Genomic DNA, 16,418 nt, shown 5'->3' with positions numbered 1-16,418 from the left:
TGTTAATAAAAAAGGCATCTAAGAGATGCCTTTTTTATGGGATTCGTTCAATTAGAAACGGTAACCAATTTTCATTGCATAAGCCATAGCAGTGTTATCTTTAAACTCGGCTACAATATTGTTAGCTGTTTGCGCATGTGCATCTCCTAACCACATATAGCGTACACCACCTTGTATAAAGGTTTGTGCGGTTGGGCTATATTGCGCGCCAACACCCAGACCCCAGTAACCTTTAGTAGGACCAAGAGTCGTAACCGGGTTACCTGCGCCAGTGTCATAGTTCACCATCGCCGTACCTGACCATTTTTCATTAAACTTACGGCCAACACCGACATTTGCAGACCATTGGTCATCGCTATAGCTGATCAAGTCTTGACCCAATTCGCCTAACATTTCTGGACTCACTGTAAATTGATCCCAGTGAACCCAACGGACATTGGCAAATGCAACGGTATTGGCTGCGATACCTGTTTGTAAGTCTAAATTTACAGATTGAGGGGTTGTTGCATTAACCGTGCTTTGTCTAAAGCCTTTAGTTGCATATATTGCTTTACGTGGATCTGTATCAGACATAAATGATGCATATATTGGCAGGTTAGATGTTTCAGTCGATTTCGCATCATGTGAAATTTCAGAACGATAGGTAATCGCTGCTTTTAACGCAATTTCTGGAATTTGATAGGCAAAACCCGCTAACCAGCCATACGCTTCTTTGGTATCAACGTTAATGTTATAGCCTGTATTTTTATAGGTTGTACCACGCAATTTAATATCCGCTTCTACCGTTTGCCATACTGGGCCTGCGTAGAAATTCCAGTTTTGATTTGGCTGGTAACCAAATAAAGCAGTTAAATTCTCAGTTCTAACTTCAACACTGGTGCCTTCAGTTACTTTAAGCAATGGATGAGTTTCAGAAAAACTTGTGGTTTCTGTATTGTAAGTTGCATCTGCACCAAAAGGTTGGTCATAAATTAGACCTAAAGAAAGATGATCTGTTGCTTGTACTTTTAATGCAGCAGAAGGGAAATAGTAATCATCGCCCATATCGGAAATTTTTTGACCGCCCAATTGTGCGATCGCTTGACCTCGAACAGTTGGATCAATGACAGTAATGCCTGCTTCTGCATAATTACCAGGCTGTAAAAAAGCATGAATTGACTGACCAGAACGGTCTAGGCCAGCTGCTTGAACTGCTGAGAGGGAGAAAGTGCTAAGTAAAATAGCTGAAGAAATTTTAGTGAGCTTCATGGTACGGTCCCTGATGCCATCTGTAACAAAAATGTGCAGGAAAAGTAACATAAATTTAAAAAGAGTAAATACTCAGGTTCGCATGAGAAATGAACTGGAACGGTTAAATATAGGGATTGCTTAGAGTATTTATACTAGAATTTTAAGATTAAATAGATGAAAAATAACAAAATAAAAAAGATAAAAATTTCTATAGAAATGAAAGTGAGTAAAATATTGATTGGCGGTAAAATAAACAAATGCTATGCAAATGTATAAAATTAGGATTCAAACATAAAAAACCACCCGGAAGTGGTTTTTTATTTTATGAAAACTTAGAAGCGGTAACCCATTTTCAAGCCATAAGCAATTGCGTCATTGTCTTTAAAGCTACCTACATTTGGATTTGCTACAGTCAGAGCATCAGCATCGCCCAGCCAGAAATATTTCATTCCGCCTGCAATGAAATAGTTTGGAGCAGGAGAGAACTGAACCCCTACACCCACATTCCAGTAACCTTCTGTTGGACCAAGCGTTGTAACAGGATTACCTGCACCAGAGTCCCAGCCTACAGAGACATTACCTGCCCATTTTGCATTGAATTTACGGCCTACGCCCGCTGTAGCAGACCATTGATCTTCATTATATTCAACAAGATTCCCACCCTCTAACGAGGTCAAGAGAGCTTTAGTTGGAGCTAATGCTGGTAAAGCAGGAAGAGCATTTCCCGCAGCAGCAAGTTGATCTAAAGCTTGGCCGAATTGAGTTGGTCGAATTGCGAATCCATCCCAATTTACCCATCGAACATTTAAGAAGGCAACCGTGTCAGCCATGATCCCTGATTGTAGGTCTAGGTTAACAGATTGAGGAGTAGTAACATCAGTTTTGCCAGGAGCATAAGCAAATAATTGAGTAGGTAATACTCCAGGAATGCCGAAGCCTGGTACTACTGTATTAACATTCTCTCTTGAAGCAAGTTGGTGTTCGATTTCTGAACGGTAAGTCAAAGATGCTTTCAAGGCAATTTCAGGAATTTGGTAAGCCAGACCTGCTAACCAGCCTGTACCACCATCTTTTTTCATGGTGGCATCATATCCAGTTAATAATCCATAAGCGGTACCACGTAAAGATACATTACCTTTAGCTTCTTGATAAACTGGGCCTGCATAAATATTCCAGTTTTCAGTTGGCTGGAAACCAAACACGAAACTTAAATTTTCTGTCGTCACTTCAGCCCGGGTGCCATCATTACCTGTAGGATTAAAGGCAACAGAGCGGTCTTTATAGTCTGCTTCAGCACCAAATGGCTGATCAAAAATAAGACCAAAAGAAAAGTTGTCTGTTAACTGGAGCTTCAACGCAGCTGATACAGAATGATAATCACCCGCCATATCACCTGTTGCCTGATTGGTACCTACACCTAGTGTAGGTGAGTTTAGGGATGGTGCGTTAGAAGTGGTACCAGATACAGAAGGATCTAATACAGTAATACCCGCTTCAAAGTAATTACCTGGCTGTAAAAACGCTGCGATAGATTGCCCCGAACGATCCATTGCAGCAGCAAATGCACCTGTCATAGGTACAGTCGCGAGAATCATTGCAGTAGTTAATGTCTTTAATTTCATTTACGTCTTTCCTTGAGGTACAAATTTATATCTAGCGTTGTTGTTTGCACTTAAATTTAATTCTTTGGAGAGTTTGGTTACTAAACCGCAATCATTTGTTACTCCATGTGCCAAAAATACCACAAATAAAATAAGAGTAAATGCTCTAGTTTGAACAATCAGTTCAAAAAAACATCAAAATAGAGTAAAAGTACTAATTAGCAGCTTGAGTTTAAATTTTAAGTGATTGAAATTATTATTTTTAATTGGAGATAAATTGATTTTTAAAAAAATTAAATTTAATGAAAGATTGCACAACTAATTTGTTAATTAATTCGCATATTTCTACCCTTTCAGTCTGCCCAGTTTGAACGAGAACGACAAAATTCTGTTACATGAGCGTTACATATACGCACCTCCAAAATGTATGAAGAAGAGTGTTTAAGACAGATAAAGTAGCTCATTAGGGTGAAACTTATATAATATATTTATTAGAATCAAAGGAATACTTGGACTAATTAATTGATTTTTTCAGGGGTGGCAGTGCAATGGGGTACCTTAAATCTTCTACCATGAAAGCCAGTTTCAATTTGTTACTACATTAGATGGGTGAATACAGAGAGGGATATGTGCAGCTTAGACTGAACCGTGTATTGTGTAGAAATACACGATTGTAATAGGCAAACACACGTTGCAGATTGCAGAAAGTCTTGCCCATATAATGATGGTTAGAAGTTAGATGTTTAATCCTTGAAATAAGGAGACGAAATGGCCTGATTCAGAGGTCAGGTTTTAAGCCTTTAATAGGTTAAAAGAAGAATATAAAAATTAGATAAAATAAATACTTAGTGCATTATGTCGGATAAGTCCTGATACTGACTAGAATTCAAAAGAATCAAAAGCCATGTGATCGGGTAGGTGAACGATATCGCCACCTTTTTCTGATGACTTAAGCAGATATTTATCTCAGACAGTCATGCATGCATATTTTTAGAAAAGGCTCAGCTGACAGGAGGGTCAATTGTTGAAACTGAATATTTTTTGCAGATTTTATCTAGATAGCAGTCTGGCGATACTCCCCATTTTAGCTCTACTGACAGGCTGTCAGAATACAGCCCCTTTGATCAAACCAGAGCCTGTCTTGCCAGCACACTATCCATTTCAGCAGGGCGGTACATATCATGCTTTGCCGTGGTCTGATTATGTCAGTGATCCTACTTTAGTGAGAATTGCCCGTCTTGCCCTGACCTATAACTATGATCTGAAAATTGCAGCACTCCGGATCCGTGAAGCCCAAGCTGCCTATGGTATTCAGCGTTCAGAATTGTGGCCGAGTATATTGGGAAGCAGTAGTTATGAACGCAGCAGGGTACCAGCAGATTTATCTCCTGTGGGCCGTGCTGTAACCACAGAACAGTATACGGTAGGTGTGGGAATAAGCCACTGGGAACTGGATTTGTGGGGACGTATACGCAGCCTGAATGAAGCAGCATTACAGCAGTTTTTCGCTTCTGAATATAATCAGCTGGCGGTACGAAACAGCATTATTCAGCAGTCGATTCAGACCTATCTGACCCTGGCTGAACTAGAAAAACGGATTTATTATGCCGAAGGTTCTGTGCAAAATTATGAAAAATCTGTACGTATCTTTAAACGGCGTTACGAGGTTGGGGCAGGTTCAAAAGTAGAATATATGCAGGCACAAACCTTGCTCAGTAATGGCCGGGCGTTGCTAACCCAGCTGCAAAATGTTCAGGACATGACAGCCAATTATTTGATCCAGTTGATAGGTCAGCCTGTAGAAGTCCCAAGATTAGGCCTGGATCAGCTGAATTTTAAGCCAGTCGTATTACAGACCGGACTTCCGTCGGAGTTACTGCTGAACCGGCCAGATATTCGGGCTGCTGAAGCTTTACTGTATTCCCAGCATGCCAATATCCAGGCTGCCCGTGCTGCATTTTTTCCGCGTATTGCGCTCACGGGGAGTTTTGGAACAGCCAGTACAGAACTGGAGGGTCTGTTCAAATCCGGTAGTTCAGTATGGTCGATTGCTCCCAGTATCACTTTGCCCATATTTACCGCAGGTCAGTTAAAAAATAATGTCATCTTGGCGGAGGTGAGACAGGATATTGCTGTGGCTGACTATGAAAAAACTGTACAGAATGCCTTCCGGGAAGTGGCTGATGCTTTGGTTGATCAGCGCTATTTAAGCCAGCAACTGCAAATACAGGATCAGGGACTGGCTGCTTTTCGGGAAACAGCACGACTGGCACAGTTACGCTATGATAATGGTGCCGTGGGTTATCTCGATGTGCTAGATGCACAGCGAAGTTTGCTGACGGCAGAACAGCAGTGGATTGAAACCCAAAGTGCCTTAATGCAGTCTTATATTTCCCTGTATTTTGCACTGGGCGGTGATAGCAGACTGGTACAGCCAGGCTAAATTTATTTGTTGAATACACTTATTATAAATTGAACAAAATAAAAGAATTAATGTTTTGATTTTACTAAAAATTATAAAAAGGGTGAGTAACAGCCCGATTGAATGTGTTGAGTAAGCAGATCTATGAATATAAAAAAAATATCCATTGTGGGAGCAGTCGTTGTCGCCATCTTGGTGGGCTACCTGATCTGGAAAAACATGAATCAGCCTGATACCGATGGGTTGGTCAGTGGGAATGGACGGATTGAGGCGACTGAAGTCAATATTTCCAGTAAGTTCGCTGGCCAGTTAGAAGAAATTCTGGTGCGGGAAGGAGATTTTGTCGAGCCGGGGCAGATTCTGGCGCGAATAAAAGTTTCTACCCTTGAAGCTCAACTGCGCGAAATTCAAGCCCAACAGCGTCAGGCTGAAGATGGTATTGCGACCGCTGAAGCGCAACTGGCAATGCGTAAAAGTGAAAAATCAGCCGCCGAAGCGATGGTGCTGCAACGTGAAACAGAACTTATTGCAGCAAAAAACCGTCTGGCACGGACGGAAATTCTAGCCAAGGAAGGCGCATCTTCCAGGCAGCAGCTGGATGATGAGAGGGCAGATGCCAAGCGTGTAGCAGCAGTACTCAGCGCAGCCCAGGCGCAAGTGGACAGCGCTGAAGGAGCTATCGTGGCCGCACGCAGCCAGGTTTCGAGCGCACAATCTCAGGTCGATGCTATCAAAGCAACCATTGACCGGATCAATTTCGATATTGAGGATGCCCAGCTTAAGGCACCCTTGAAGGCACGGGTGCAGTTCCTGGTCGCACAACCAGGCGAAATGATTGCTGCGGGGGGGCGGGTCATGAACCTGATTGATCTGTCCGATGTCTATATGACGTTTTTCCTGCCGGAAACCGTGGCTGGCCGTATCGCAATCGGTACTGAAGTCCGGATTGTGCTGGATGTGGCCAAAAATCTGGTAATTCCTGCTCGGGTGTCTTTTGTTGCCGACACGGCCCAGTTCACTCCAAAAACCGTAGAGACTGAAAGTGAACGCCAGAAATTAATGTTCCGTGTCAAGGCGAAAATTGATCCTGAATTGCTGAGAAAACATATCCAGCAAGTCAAAACCGGTCTTCCGGGCGTGGCCTATATCAAACTTGATTCCAATCTGCCCTGGCCGGCGTTCTTAAGAAATCAGGTTAAATCATGATGCCGCAATTTGTTGCCGGAGCGGCAGTTGCCGAAATCCAGCAGGTCAGCCTGAAATATGGCAAGACCCAGGCTTTACAGGACATTTCCCTGTCGCTTCCTGCGGGCTGCATGATTGGACTGATCGGACCGGATGGCGTGGGGAAATCCAGTTTGCTGGCTTTACTGGCCGGTGCCAAGGTCGTTCAGGCGGGCCGCCTGATCGTGCTTGGTGGAGATATTGCTGACCCGAAACATCGCAGAAAAGTTTGTCCGCATATTGCCTACATGCCTCAAGGTCTGGGCAGCAACCTGTCCAAAAACCTATCTGTTGAGGAAAACCTGCAGTTTGTTGCCCGATTGTTTGGGCATAGTCGTACAGAAAGTCGTAAACGCATTGATGATCTGACTAAAAGTACAGGACTATTTGAATTTCTCGATCGGCCGGCAGGAAAATTGTCCGGAGGCATGAAACAGAAACTCGGATTGTGCTGCTCCCTGATTCATGATCCGGATTTTCTGATTCTGGATGAGCCCACCACGGGAGTCGATCCCTTGGCACGGGCACAGTTCTGGGAGCTGATTAACCGTATCCGCCAGGTTCGTCCCCAGATGAGTGTGATTGTCGCTACTGCCTACATGGATGAAGCCCAAGGTTTCGACTGGCTGGCGATGATGGATGAAGGCAAAATCCTGAAAACCGGAACTCCGCAAGAACTGTTGACGCAGACGGAGAGTAACAGTCTGGAAGATGCTTATATCAAGCTATTACCGGAAGAAAAGAAACAGGGCTATACCCCTGTAGTGATTCCACCTTTACCAGATTACGATTCGGATGGCTATGCGCTGGAAGCGAAGGATCTGACAGTCAGGTTTGGTGATTTTACCGCAGTAGATCATGTCAATTTCCAGATTCGGCAGGGTGAAATTTTTGGTTTTCTGGGATCGAATGGCTGTGGTAAAACCACCACCATGAAAGTACTGACCGGATTGCTCGAAGCTTCAGAAGGGCAGGCCTGGTTATTTGGCCAGCCAGTGGAAGGCAGTAATATTGAGACCCGCCGCCGTGTTGGCTATATGTCACAGTCTTTCTCTCTCTATAGTGAACTGACCATTACCCAGAACCTGGTACTTCACGCAAAATTGTTTCATGTGCCGGCTGAACAGATTGACACGCGTGTACAGCAGATGCTGCAGCGTTTTGACTTGGCCGAAGTGAAAAACAAGCTGCCTGATGACTTGCCGCTGGGTATCCGTCAGCGTCTGTCTCTTGCTGTGGCACTGGTACATAACCCGGAAATCCTGATTCTTGATGAACCGACTTCGGGGGTAGACCCGATTGCTCGTGACAATTTCTGGCGTTTTTTAATCTCCTTGTCTCGCAAGGACGGGGTTACCATCTTTATTTCAACGCATTTCATGAATGAAGCACAGCGCTGTGACCGGATTTCCCTGATGCATGCCGGCCGGGTTCTGGACAGTGCTGCACCCGCACAGTTGATCAAAAATAGGCAGGCTGCCACTCTGGAGGAAGCATTTATTGGCTACCTAATGGATGCTGGAGCAGCCAGCCAGACGCCACCTGAACAGGAGCTAGAAGGCAGTATTTCCAATGACCAGACAGTGAAAGAAGAAACCAGGATATCCAGCCGATTTAGCCTGCAACGTATGCTCAGCTATGCTTGGCGTGAATCGCTAGAGCTGGCACGTGATCCGATACGTGCCACCATGGCACTGGTCGGGTCGATTATCCTGCTGTTTGTGATGGGGTATGGAATCACCATGGACGTAGATAATCTGACCTTTGCAGTACTGGATCGTGACCAGAGTGGTCTTAGCCAGAATTACAGCATGAGCATTGCGGGTTCACGTTATTTTGTTGAAAAGCCGCCGCTGCAAAACTATGAGGATCTGGATCAACGCATGCGCAGTGGCGATATCGCTTTGGCCATCGAGATTCCACCTGATTTTGCCCGGGATGTTAACCGGGGAGAGGAGGTTAAAATTGGCGCCTGGATTGATGGTGCCATGCCACAGCGTGCGGAAACAGTTAAAAACTATGTACAGGGCATTCATACTCACTGGTTGATGCAGCAAGCTTTAGAGCGAAGTGGATATCGAATATCCAATACCGTAAATATAGAAACCCGATTCCGCTACAATCCCGACATCAAGAGTCTGCCTGCAATCGCGCCGGCTGTATTTCCGCTGTTAATTTTATTGATTCCCGCCATGCTGACAGCACTTTCGGTAGTACGGGAAAAAGAACTCGGTTCGATTGTCAACCTGTATGTGACTCCGGTGACCCGCAGTGAATTTCTGATTGGCAAGCAAATCCCTTATGTGGTGCTGGCCATGCTGAACTATTTTCTGATGTGCCTGATCATTGTGGCGATCTTTGATGTACCCATCAAGGGCAGCTTCCTGACGCTGACCATGGCATCCTTCCTGTTTATTATTTTTTCTACTGGTATGGGACTGCTGGCTTCTTCATTGACCAAAAGCCAGATTGCCTCGATGTTTCTGGTGTTGATCGGTACGCTTATTCCTGCGGTGCAGTTCGCCGGTATTATCAACCCGGTTTCCTCTCTGGAAGGTTTTGGTCGCTGGTTTGGTGAAATCTATCCGACCACGCATATGGTGAATATCAGCCGGGGGGTGTTTAACAAGGCATTGAGCTTTAATGCACTGCATCAGGATTTTTGGGTGATTCTGCTGTCGGTGCCTGTGATTATGGGTGCAGCAATTCTTGCCCTAAAAAAACAGGAGTCCTAGCATGGTCAGCCAGAAAATAAAGAATATCTATCTGCTCGGTTGCAAGGAACTGTGGAGTCTATGGCGTGATCCGGTCATGCTGATTCTGATTGTCTATACTTTTACCGTCGCCGTCTATACGGCTGCAACCGCTATGCCTGACAGTCTGAATATGGCACCCATCGCAATTGTGGATGAAGATCATTCAACCTTGTCGGAGCGGATAAGCTCGGCTTTTTATCCTCCCTACTTTCTACCCCAGACGACTGAACTGAATCATATGGATGCCGGAATGGATGCCGGAGAATTTACTTTCGCCCTGAATATTCCGGTCAATTTTCAGGAAGATATACTGGCAGGGAGAGAGGCAACGATTCAGGTCAATGTTGATGCCACGCGGATGACTCAGGCCATGGTCGGGGCGGGTTATATTCAGCAGATTATACTGTCCGAAGTCAATGAATACGTTCTGCGTCACCGTGAAATAAGCACCCTGCCAGTAGAACTGGAAATGCGGGCACGTTTTAACCCTGTACTTGACCAGAAATGGTTTGGGAGCGTGATGCAAATCATCAATAACGTGGCAATGCTGTCCATTATTCTAACTGGTGCGGCTTTAATCCGTGAACGTGAACACGGTACGATAGAACATCTGATGGTCATGCCGGTCACCGTATTTGAAATTATGATGTCCAAAGTCTGGTCGATGAGCCTGGTGGTTTTGCTTGCAGCATTTTTAGGTTTGAAACTGGTGGTACAGATCATCTTGAAGGTACCGATAGAGGGGAATCTGTGGCTGTTCTTTTTCGGAGCATTATTAACCTTATTCGCGACTACTTCGATGGGTATTTATTTGGCGACCATGTCCAAGTCAATGCCGCAATTTGGCCTTTTGATGATGTTGACTCTGATCCCGATGCAAATGCTGTCTGGTGGAATGACGCCACGTGAAAGTATGCCTGAAGTACTGCAAAATGTGATGCTGATTGCTCCGACCACACACTTTGTCGAACTTGCTCAGGCCATTTTGTATAGAAATGCCGGGCTAAGTGTGGTCTGGCCTGCATTTCTCTGGCTCATTGGCATTGGCACGGTATTTTTCTATGTAGCATGGAAACGCTTTAAGGACACTATTCATACCATGGCTTAGCCATACATCGAATATGTCATATGTTGAAAAAGTATCTGTAGGGGGGTGGGCAAGCGGATATTGTATAGGGAGGGCAGACCAGTGGACTTGTCTTGCTAAATTATACTCTAAAGCAATAGCATTGGCTCTGAGCGTATTTGATAGAGCAGTGTCGGGGGAAGGCCATTCTATAAAAAAACGGGCCAATCTAAAAAAATGAAAATAAATGGTACGCCCTGCGGGACTCGAACCCACGTCGGTCGCTTAGGAGGCAACTGCTCTATCCAGTTAAGCTAAGGGCGCAAAAGAAGGCTAATGTACTGCAAAAAACACAAAAAAAAAAGTTATTGCCGAAGCAATAACTTTAAAAATCAGGAATAAGAAGATTTTTCCGTTATTTTTTTGAATGCAGCAGTTTGAATACGATATACATCACCACGATCCAGACAGGAATCATATAGACAGATTCTTGAAAACCTTGTGTCCACATGATGTACAGGATGGTGGCGATAAAGGCCAATACCAGTATATTGCTTGCAGGGGACCAGAGCGCCGGGAATTTGGTTACGATGCCCTGTTTCTTCATAGTCTGGATAAACTTGAGATGGGTCAGACTGATCATGGCCCAGTTGAGTACAAGTGCACCGACTACAATATAAATCAGGTGGCTTAAGGCATCTTCAGGTACGAAGTAATTAAGCAGTACACAGCCAAAAATCAGTACAGCAGAGAATAATACGGCAGGAATCGGCGTACCTTGTTTATTCACTTTCATGAATACTTTAGGTGCGTTTCCTTGCTGAGCCAGACCATACAACATACGGCTGTTGGCATACATACCACTGTTATACACAGACAGCGCTGCAGTCAGGATAATAAAGTTAAGCAGATGTGCCGCCCAGTCGATACCCAGCTGGCTGAAAATCATCACGAACGGGCTTTTGTCCAGACCACCGAGCTCCAGCTGGTTCCAAGGCACCAAAGACAACAGAATGGTCAGTGCACCGACATAGAAAATCAGAATACGGAACACGACCTGATTAATGGCTTTCGGAATGGTTTTTTCCGGATTTTCAGCTTCTGCTGCAGCCATACCGATCAGTTCAATACCACCAAAAGCAAACATCAGGAAGGCCAGCATATAGAACAGACCTTCAAAACCATTCGGGAAGAAACCACCCGCGGTCCAGAGGTTGCTAAAAGAGGCACCTGAAGAAGCATCAGCTGTCAGGATCAGATACAAGCCAAAGACAATCATCGAAATAACCGCAGTTACTTTAATGATAGATAGCCAGAATTCCGATTCACCGTAGAATTTCACATTGCCGAGGTTGACCAGTGTAATCACGATAAAGAAAAACAGTACCGATGCCCAGGCTGGAATATGAGGCCACCAGTAGTTGATATATTTCGCAACAGCGGTGAGTTCGGTCATGGCCACCAGGATATACAAAATCCAGTAGTTCCAGCCCGCAAGGAAACCGGGGAATTTGCCCCAGTATTTATAAGCAAAATGGCTGAATGAACCTGCGACAGGTTCATGAACAATCATCTCACCCAATTGACGCATGATTAAAAATGCAATCAAGCCACCAATGGCATAGCCCAAAATAATGGAAGGACCCGCAGATTGGATCACCTGTGCGGAACCTAAGAATAAGCCTGTGCCAATTGCGCCGCCCATGGCGATCAATTGAATATGACGGTTCTTTAAGCCACGCTGAAGTTGTGAAGACTCGTTATTCAAAGTGTTCAGCCCGACAATGGAAAATAAGTATGAAGATTGTAAAGGATGAAAGTTAAGAAACCTAGTACAAGCATTTGAATGAAATATTATTATGGTGTTTATAATAAAAAATTATAAAAAACGAATTAAAGAAACCATATATGAATCAATATATTAATTTTATTTTAATTATAACTGATGAGTTTTCTGTTTTTTTGCCTGCATACAAATGCCGGTTTTTTATACTTAGGTCGGAACACTGCACTCACTTGGCCTGAAACTGATTATACTCTTGGTACAAATATTCCATAAGCACTACCACAACAAAGACAATTCAAAGGATGAAATAAGTCATGAGTTCTGCAGTCCAAATCAAGATTCCTGCAACCTATATGCGTGGAGGAACCAGCAAAGGTGTTTTCTTTAAGCTGGATGATCTGCCTGCACAGGCACAACAGGCTGGCCGGATTCGTGATCAGCTTTTGCTACGTGTGATTGGTAGCCCCGACCCTTATGGGAAGCAGATCGATGGCATGGGGGGCGCCAGTTCCAGTACCAGTAAAACGGTCATCCTGTCGAAAAGCCAGCAAGCCGATCATGATGTCGATTATTTATTTGGTCAGGTATCAATTGAGCGCCCTTATATCGACTGGAGCGGTAACTGCGGCAATCTGACTGCGGCAGTCGGGGCATTCGCTATTTCCAACGGGCTGGTCGAGGCTGAACGTATTCCTGAAAACGGGTTGTGTCAGGTACGCATCTGGCAGGCCAATATTCAGAAAACCATTATTGCACATGTACCGATACAGAGTGGACAGGTACAGGAATTGGGTGATTTCGAACTGGATGGCGTCACCTTTCCTGCAGCTGAAGTGCAGATCGAGTTTCTGGACCCTGCCGATGATGATGCAGAAGGCGGTTCCATGTTTCCGACAGGCAATCTGGTCGATACATTGGAAGTTCCCAATATTGGCAGTTTCGAAGTAACGATGATTAATGCCGGCATTCCAACCGTATTTTTGAATGCTGGAGATCTCGGCTATAAGGGCACCGAGCTTCAGGATCATATTAATAATGATGTAGCAGCCTTGACAAAATTTGAAACGATTCGTGCCTATGCTGCGAAGAAAATGGGGCTGATTCAGGATATTGCAGAAGCAGTTACCCGACAACACACCCCAAAAATTGCATTTATTGCCCCATCTAAAACTTATACTTCGTCCAGTGGCAAGACGGTCACCGAATCTGATACCGATATTCTGGTTCGTGCCTTGTCTATGGGTAAACTCCATCATGCCATGATGGGCACAGCTGCTGTGGCCATTGGTACGGCAGCTGCCATTCCCGGAACATTGGTAAACCGGGTCGCAGGCGGAGTAGAGCGTGAAGCGGTGCATTTCGGTCATCCTTCCGGGACTTTGAGAGTGGGTGCTCAAGCAAGTTTTGAAAATGGTGAGTGGAAAGTGAAGAAAGCGATTATGAGCCGCAGTGCCCGTGTATTGATGGAAGGCTGGGTGCGCGTACCAGAAGATGTTCTCGTTTAAAAGCGGTGCATACTTTTAGCCTGAATAAAACCACCGGTTCTGCGGTGGTTTTTTATGGTTTAAAATCTCTGACTTGCTTATTTGATGTTGAATAGCAAATTTCAGCAGAACAATTCGATTTATGGCTGAAAATTCAAGGCATTTCTAGGTACAATGCCTGATCAGCGTACAGGCATTTATTCGCTTGTCATTTTATTCTTCTGGACTACGTATTCGAGGCGAATGTGTCATCTATCACTGACGTATCAACCCATGCACTCACACAAGCACAACACCGCATTCAACAGGATTTATTGACCGCTCTGGAAGCCTTTGCCATTCCGGAACCGTTAAGGTCGGCAGTCCATCATGCTGTGATGCTGGGTGGCAAGCGGGTACGTCCAGCGCTATGCTATGCCACCGCTGCATTAAAACCCAACCAGAATAGTGCTGCAGTGCGTCGTGCAGCGGTTGCGATCGAGTTTATTCACTGCTATTCACTGGCCCATGATGATCTGCCGTGTATGGACAATGATTTGTTGCGCCGTGGCCAGCCAACCTGTCATGTGGCTTATGGAGAAGATACAGCACTTTTGGCAGGTGATATCCTGCAGTCTATGGCTTTCGAAATCTTGGGTAGCCGTCTGTTTGATCAGGGGCCAGCGGTAGAAGCTTCCATTGTACTGAAACAGATGCAGATTCTGGCAACCGCTTCTTCGAAAATGGTGAATGGTCAGGTTTTAGATTTACAGTCTGAAGGCAAAAAAATCGATCAGCAGGCACTGGAAACCATCCATCGCAATAAAACTGGTGCTTTGATTAGTGCCGCGATCATGATGGCGGCGGTGACAATCTTTGAAGGTACCGATCTGGCCATTCCTAAATTACGTGAGTTTGGACAGGCGATTGGTCTGGCCTTCCAGGTACAGGATGATATTCTGGATATTATTTCCGATACCGAAGTCTTGGGGAAAACTGCAGGTAAAGATGAACAGGTTGAAAAATCAACCTATCCGGCATTGATGGGTCTGGAGCAGGCCAAAGCCTATGCCCAGCAATTACACGATCAGGCAATCAATGCCTTGAACCATTTTGAAGATCAGGCGGAAGAGTTGATGCAAATTACCCGGTTCCTGCTCACGCGCAAAAGCTGATTGGAACATTCTTCTGAGGTATAAGAGCATTCCATAAAAAAGAGGACTTCAAGTCCTCTTTTTTAGTTGCTACAGAATTATTTGCTTTCGTTGTAAAGGCGTTCCGCTTCTTCAAAACGGTCAGTCACTTCTGCTGTTGGCGCTTTACCCATCAGGCTCACCACCACAATCGCCAGCATTGAACAGATAAAGCCAGGAACGATTTCATACAGTCCAGTGTCAGCAAACAGGTTCTTCCAGAAAATAACCACGACTGCACCTATGATCATCCCTGCCAAAGCACCATTCAAGGTCATGCGTTTCCAGAACAGTGACAGGATAATCAGCGGACCAAAGGCGGCACCAAAACCTGCCCAGGCATACGCCACCAGCCCCAGTACTTTGGATTCAGGATTACCCGCCATCCAGATCGCCAGCAAGGCAATCAGCAGTACCATCAAACGGCCAACCCAGACCAGTTCTTTTTGCGAGGCATTTTTACGCAGGAAAGACTTATAGAAATCTTCAGTCAGGGTGCTTGAGCAGACCAAGAGCTGACAGCTTAAAGTACTCATTACTGCGGCAAGAATGGCAGCAAGCACCACACCTGCAATCCATGGGTTAAACAGGATTTTGGTCAGTTCCATAAATACTGTTTCAGGATTGGCATTCACTGCAGTTGCCAGTTCTGGATGCTGCTGGAAATAGGCGATCCCGAAGAAGCCGGCTGCCACCGCACCACCCAGACATAGAATCATCCAGGTCATGCCGATACGGCGTGCATTTGGAATTGACTTGACCGAATCTGCTGCCATGAAGCGTACCAGAATATGCGGCTGGCCAAAGTAACCCAGACCCCAGGCGAGCAGGGAAATAACCGCAACAACGCTCAGATCACCCAGAATATTCATTGCTTGAGGACGGGCAGCTTCCAGTGCCAAAGTCACCTGGGACATGTCTGAAAATGCCATCAACGTCACGATTGGCGTCAGCAACAGGGCAAAAATCATCAGACCTGCCTGAATGGTATCGGTCCAGCTCACCGCCAGGAAGCCACCAATAAACACATAGCTGATGGTGGCAATGGCACTGATCCAGAGCGCGGTACTGTAAGACATGCCAAACATGCTTTCGAACAGACGTGCGCCTGCAACCATGCCGGAAGCACAGTAAATCGCAAAGAAAATCAGAATGACGAATGCAGAAACCACACGCAGGATTTTTTTCTGGTCATTGAAGCGATTCGAGAAATAATCCGGCAGGGTCAGGGCATTGTGCTGGACTTCGGTATGTACGCGTAAACGGCCAGCGACCAGCAGCCAGTTGAGCCAGGCACCAATAATCAGACCGATGGCAATCCACATTTCAGACAGGCCGGAAAGATAAATTGCACCGGGCAGACCCATCAGTAGCCAGCCACTCATGTCGGAAGCCCCTGCAGAAAGTGCAGTTACGAAACTCCCTAAACGTCGGCCCCCTAAGATGTAATCGGAAAAGTTGCTTGTCGCACGATAAGCGATCAGGCCAATCACCACCATGGCGACAATATAAAAAAGAAAGGTAATTAAGGTTGGATTTAGGGAGCTCATACGGTATCCATTTTTAAGTTGGACAGTAGATCGAAATAAGGATTGTGACAGATGCGAGAAACTTTAATCCGAAAGTCAGGCAACATCGAATCCAGGAGATTTCAAAAATAAACGCGAAATTTAACCA

General features: G+C 45.2%; 10 protein-coding genes and 1 tRNA gene. 6 read left to right on the top strand and 5 right to left on the bottom strand.

The annotated features are described in order from the left end of the window. Positions 1-51 precede the first annotated feature (51 nt). Positions 52-1,248, bottom strand: a complete 1,197-nt coding sequence (locus tag H9629_RS11420; RefSeq protein ID WP_191731105.1) for an OmpP1/FadL family transporter — start codon at positions 1,246-1,248, stop codon at positions 52-54. Between the two features lie 314 nt (positions 1,249-1,562). Continuing rightward, entirely contained in the window at positions 1,563-2,852 is a 1,290-nt protein-coding gene (locus tag H9629_RS11415) for an OmpP1/FadL family transporter (protein ID WP_064095706.1), read from the bottom strand. A gap of 1,000 nt (positions 2,853-3,852) precedes the next feature. On the opposite strand from H9629_RS11415, the gene H9629_RS11410 reads away from it, so the two are divergent. The 4 genes from H9629_RS11410 to H9629_RS11395 all read left to right on the top strand — a co-directional run bounded on the left by H9629_RS11410 (position 3,853) and on the right by H9629_RS11395 (position 10,341). Beyond that, positions 3,853-5,274 carry an efflux transporter outer membrane subunit gene (locus H9629_RS11410; protein ID WP_404793932.1) on the top strand — a complete coding sequence of 474 codons (1,422 nt, stop codon included), beginning with the start codon at positions 3,853-3,855 and terminating at the stop codon, positions 5,272-5,274. 123 nt (positions 5,275-5,397) lie between these two features. Continuing rightward, a complete protein-coding gene (locus tag H9629_RS11405; protein ID WP_064101585.1) occupies positions 5,398-6,459 on the top strand; it encodes an HlyD family secretion protein in 1,062 nt (353 codons plus the stop codon). After that, entirely contained in the window at positions 6,456-9,212 is a 2,757-nt protein-coding gene (gene rbbA, locus H9629_RS11400) for a ribosome-associated ATPase/putative transporter RbbA (protein ID WP_225215796.1), read from the top strand. The genes H9629_RS11405 and rbbA overlap by 4 nt, the downstream gene beginning before the upstream one ends. A 1-nt stretch (position 9,213) precedes the next feature. Then, positions 9,214-10,341 (top strand): ABC transporter permease, encoded by a 1,128-nt coding sequence (locus H9629_RS11395; protein ID WP_064095703.1) that lies wholly within the window; start codon positions 9,214-9,216, stop codon positions 10,339-10,341. Positions 10,342-10,547: 206 nt separating this feature from the next. On the opposite strand, the gene H9629_RS11390 is transcribed toward H9629_RS11395, so the two are convergent. Together H9629_RS11390 and H9629_RS11385 are read right to left on the bottom strand one after the other, a co-directional pair. After that, positions 10,548-10,623, bottom strand: a tRNA-Arg gene (locus H9629_RS11390). A gap of 91 nt (positions 10,624-10,714) precedes the next feature. Then, positions 10,715-12,067, bottom strand: a complete 1,353-nt coding sequence (locus tag H9629_RS11385) for an amino acid permease (RefSeq protein WP_064095702.1) — start codon at positions 12,065-12,067, stop codon at positions 10,715-10,717. 332 nt (positions 12,068-12,399) lie between these two features. On the opposite strand from H9629_RS11385, the gene prpF reads away from it, so the two are divergent. Together prpF and H9629_RS11375 are read left to right on the top strand one after the other, a co-directional pair. After that, positions 12,400-13,590: a 2-methylaconitate cis-trans isomerase PrpF gene (gene prpF / locus H9629_RS11380; protein WP_191731104.1), complete on the top strand. Its 1,191-nt coding sequence runs from the start codon at positions 12,400-12,402 to the stop codon at positions 13,588-13,590. Positions 13,591-13,814: 224 nt separating this feature from the next. Further along, positions 13,815-14,723, top strand: a complete 909-nt coding sequence (locus tag H9629_RS11375; protein ID WP_064095700.1) for a polyprenyl synthetase family protein — start codon at positions 13,815-13,817, stop codon at positions 14,721-14,723. A 77-nt stretch (positions 14,724-14,800) separates the two neighbouring features. Here H9629_RS11375 and putP read toward each other — a convergent pair whose 3' ends face one another. After that, positions 14,801-16,291: a sodium/proline symporter PutP gene (putP, locus tag H9629_RS11370; RefSeq protein ID WP_064101583.1), complete on the bottom strand. Its 1,491-nt coding sequence runs from the start codon at positions 16,289-16,291 to the stop codon at positions 14,801-14,803. Between the last annotated feature and the right edge of the window lie 127 nt (positions 16,292-16,418).

The organism is Acinetobacter pecorum (genome assembly GCF_014837015.1).
GTDB classification, from domain to species: Bacteria; Pseudomonadota; Gammaproteobacteria; order Pseudomonadales; family Moraxellaceae; genus Acinetobacter; species Acinetobacter pecorum.
This window is presented reverse-complemented; position numbering and strand designations above follow the sequence as displayed.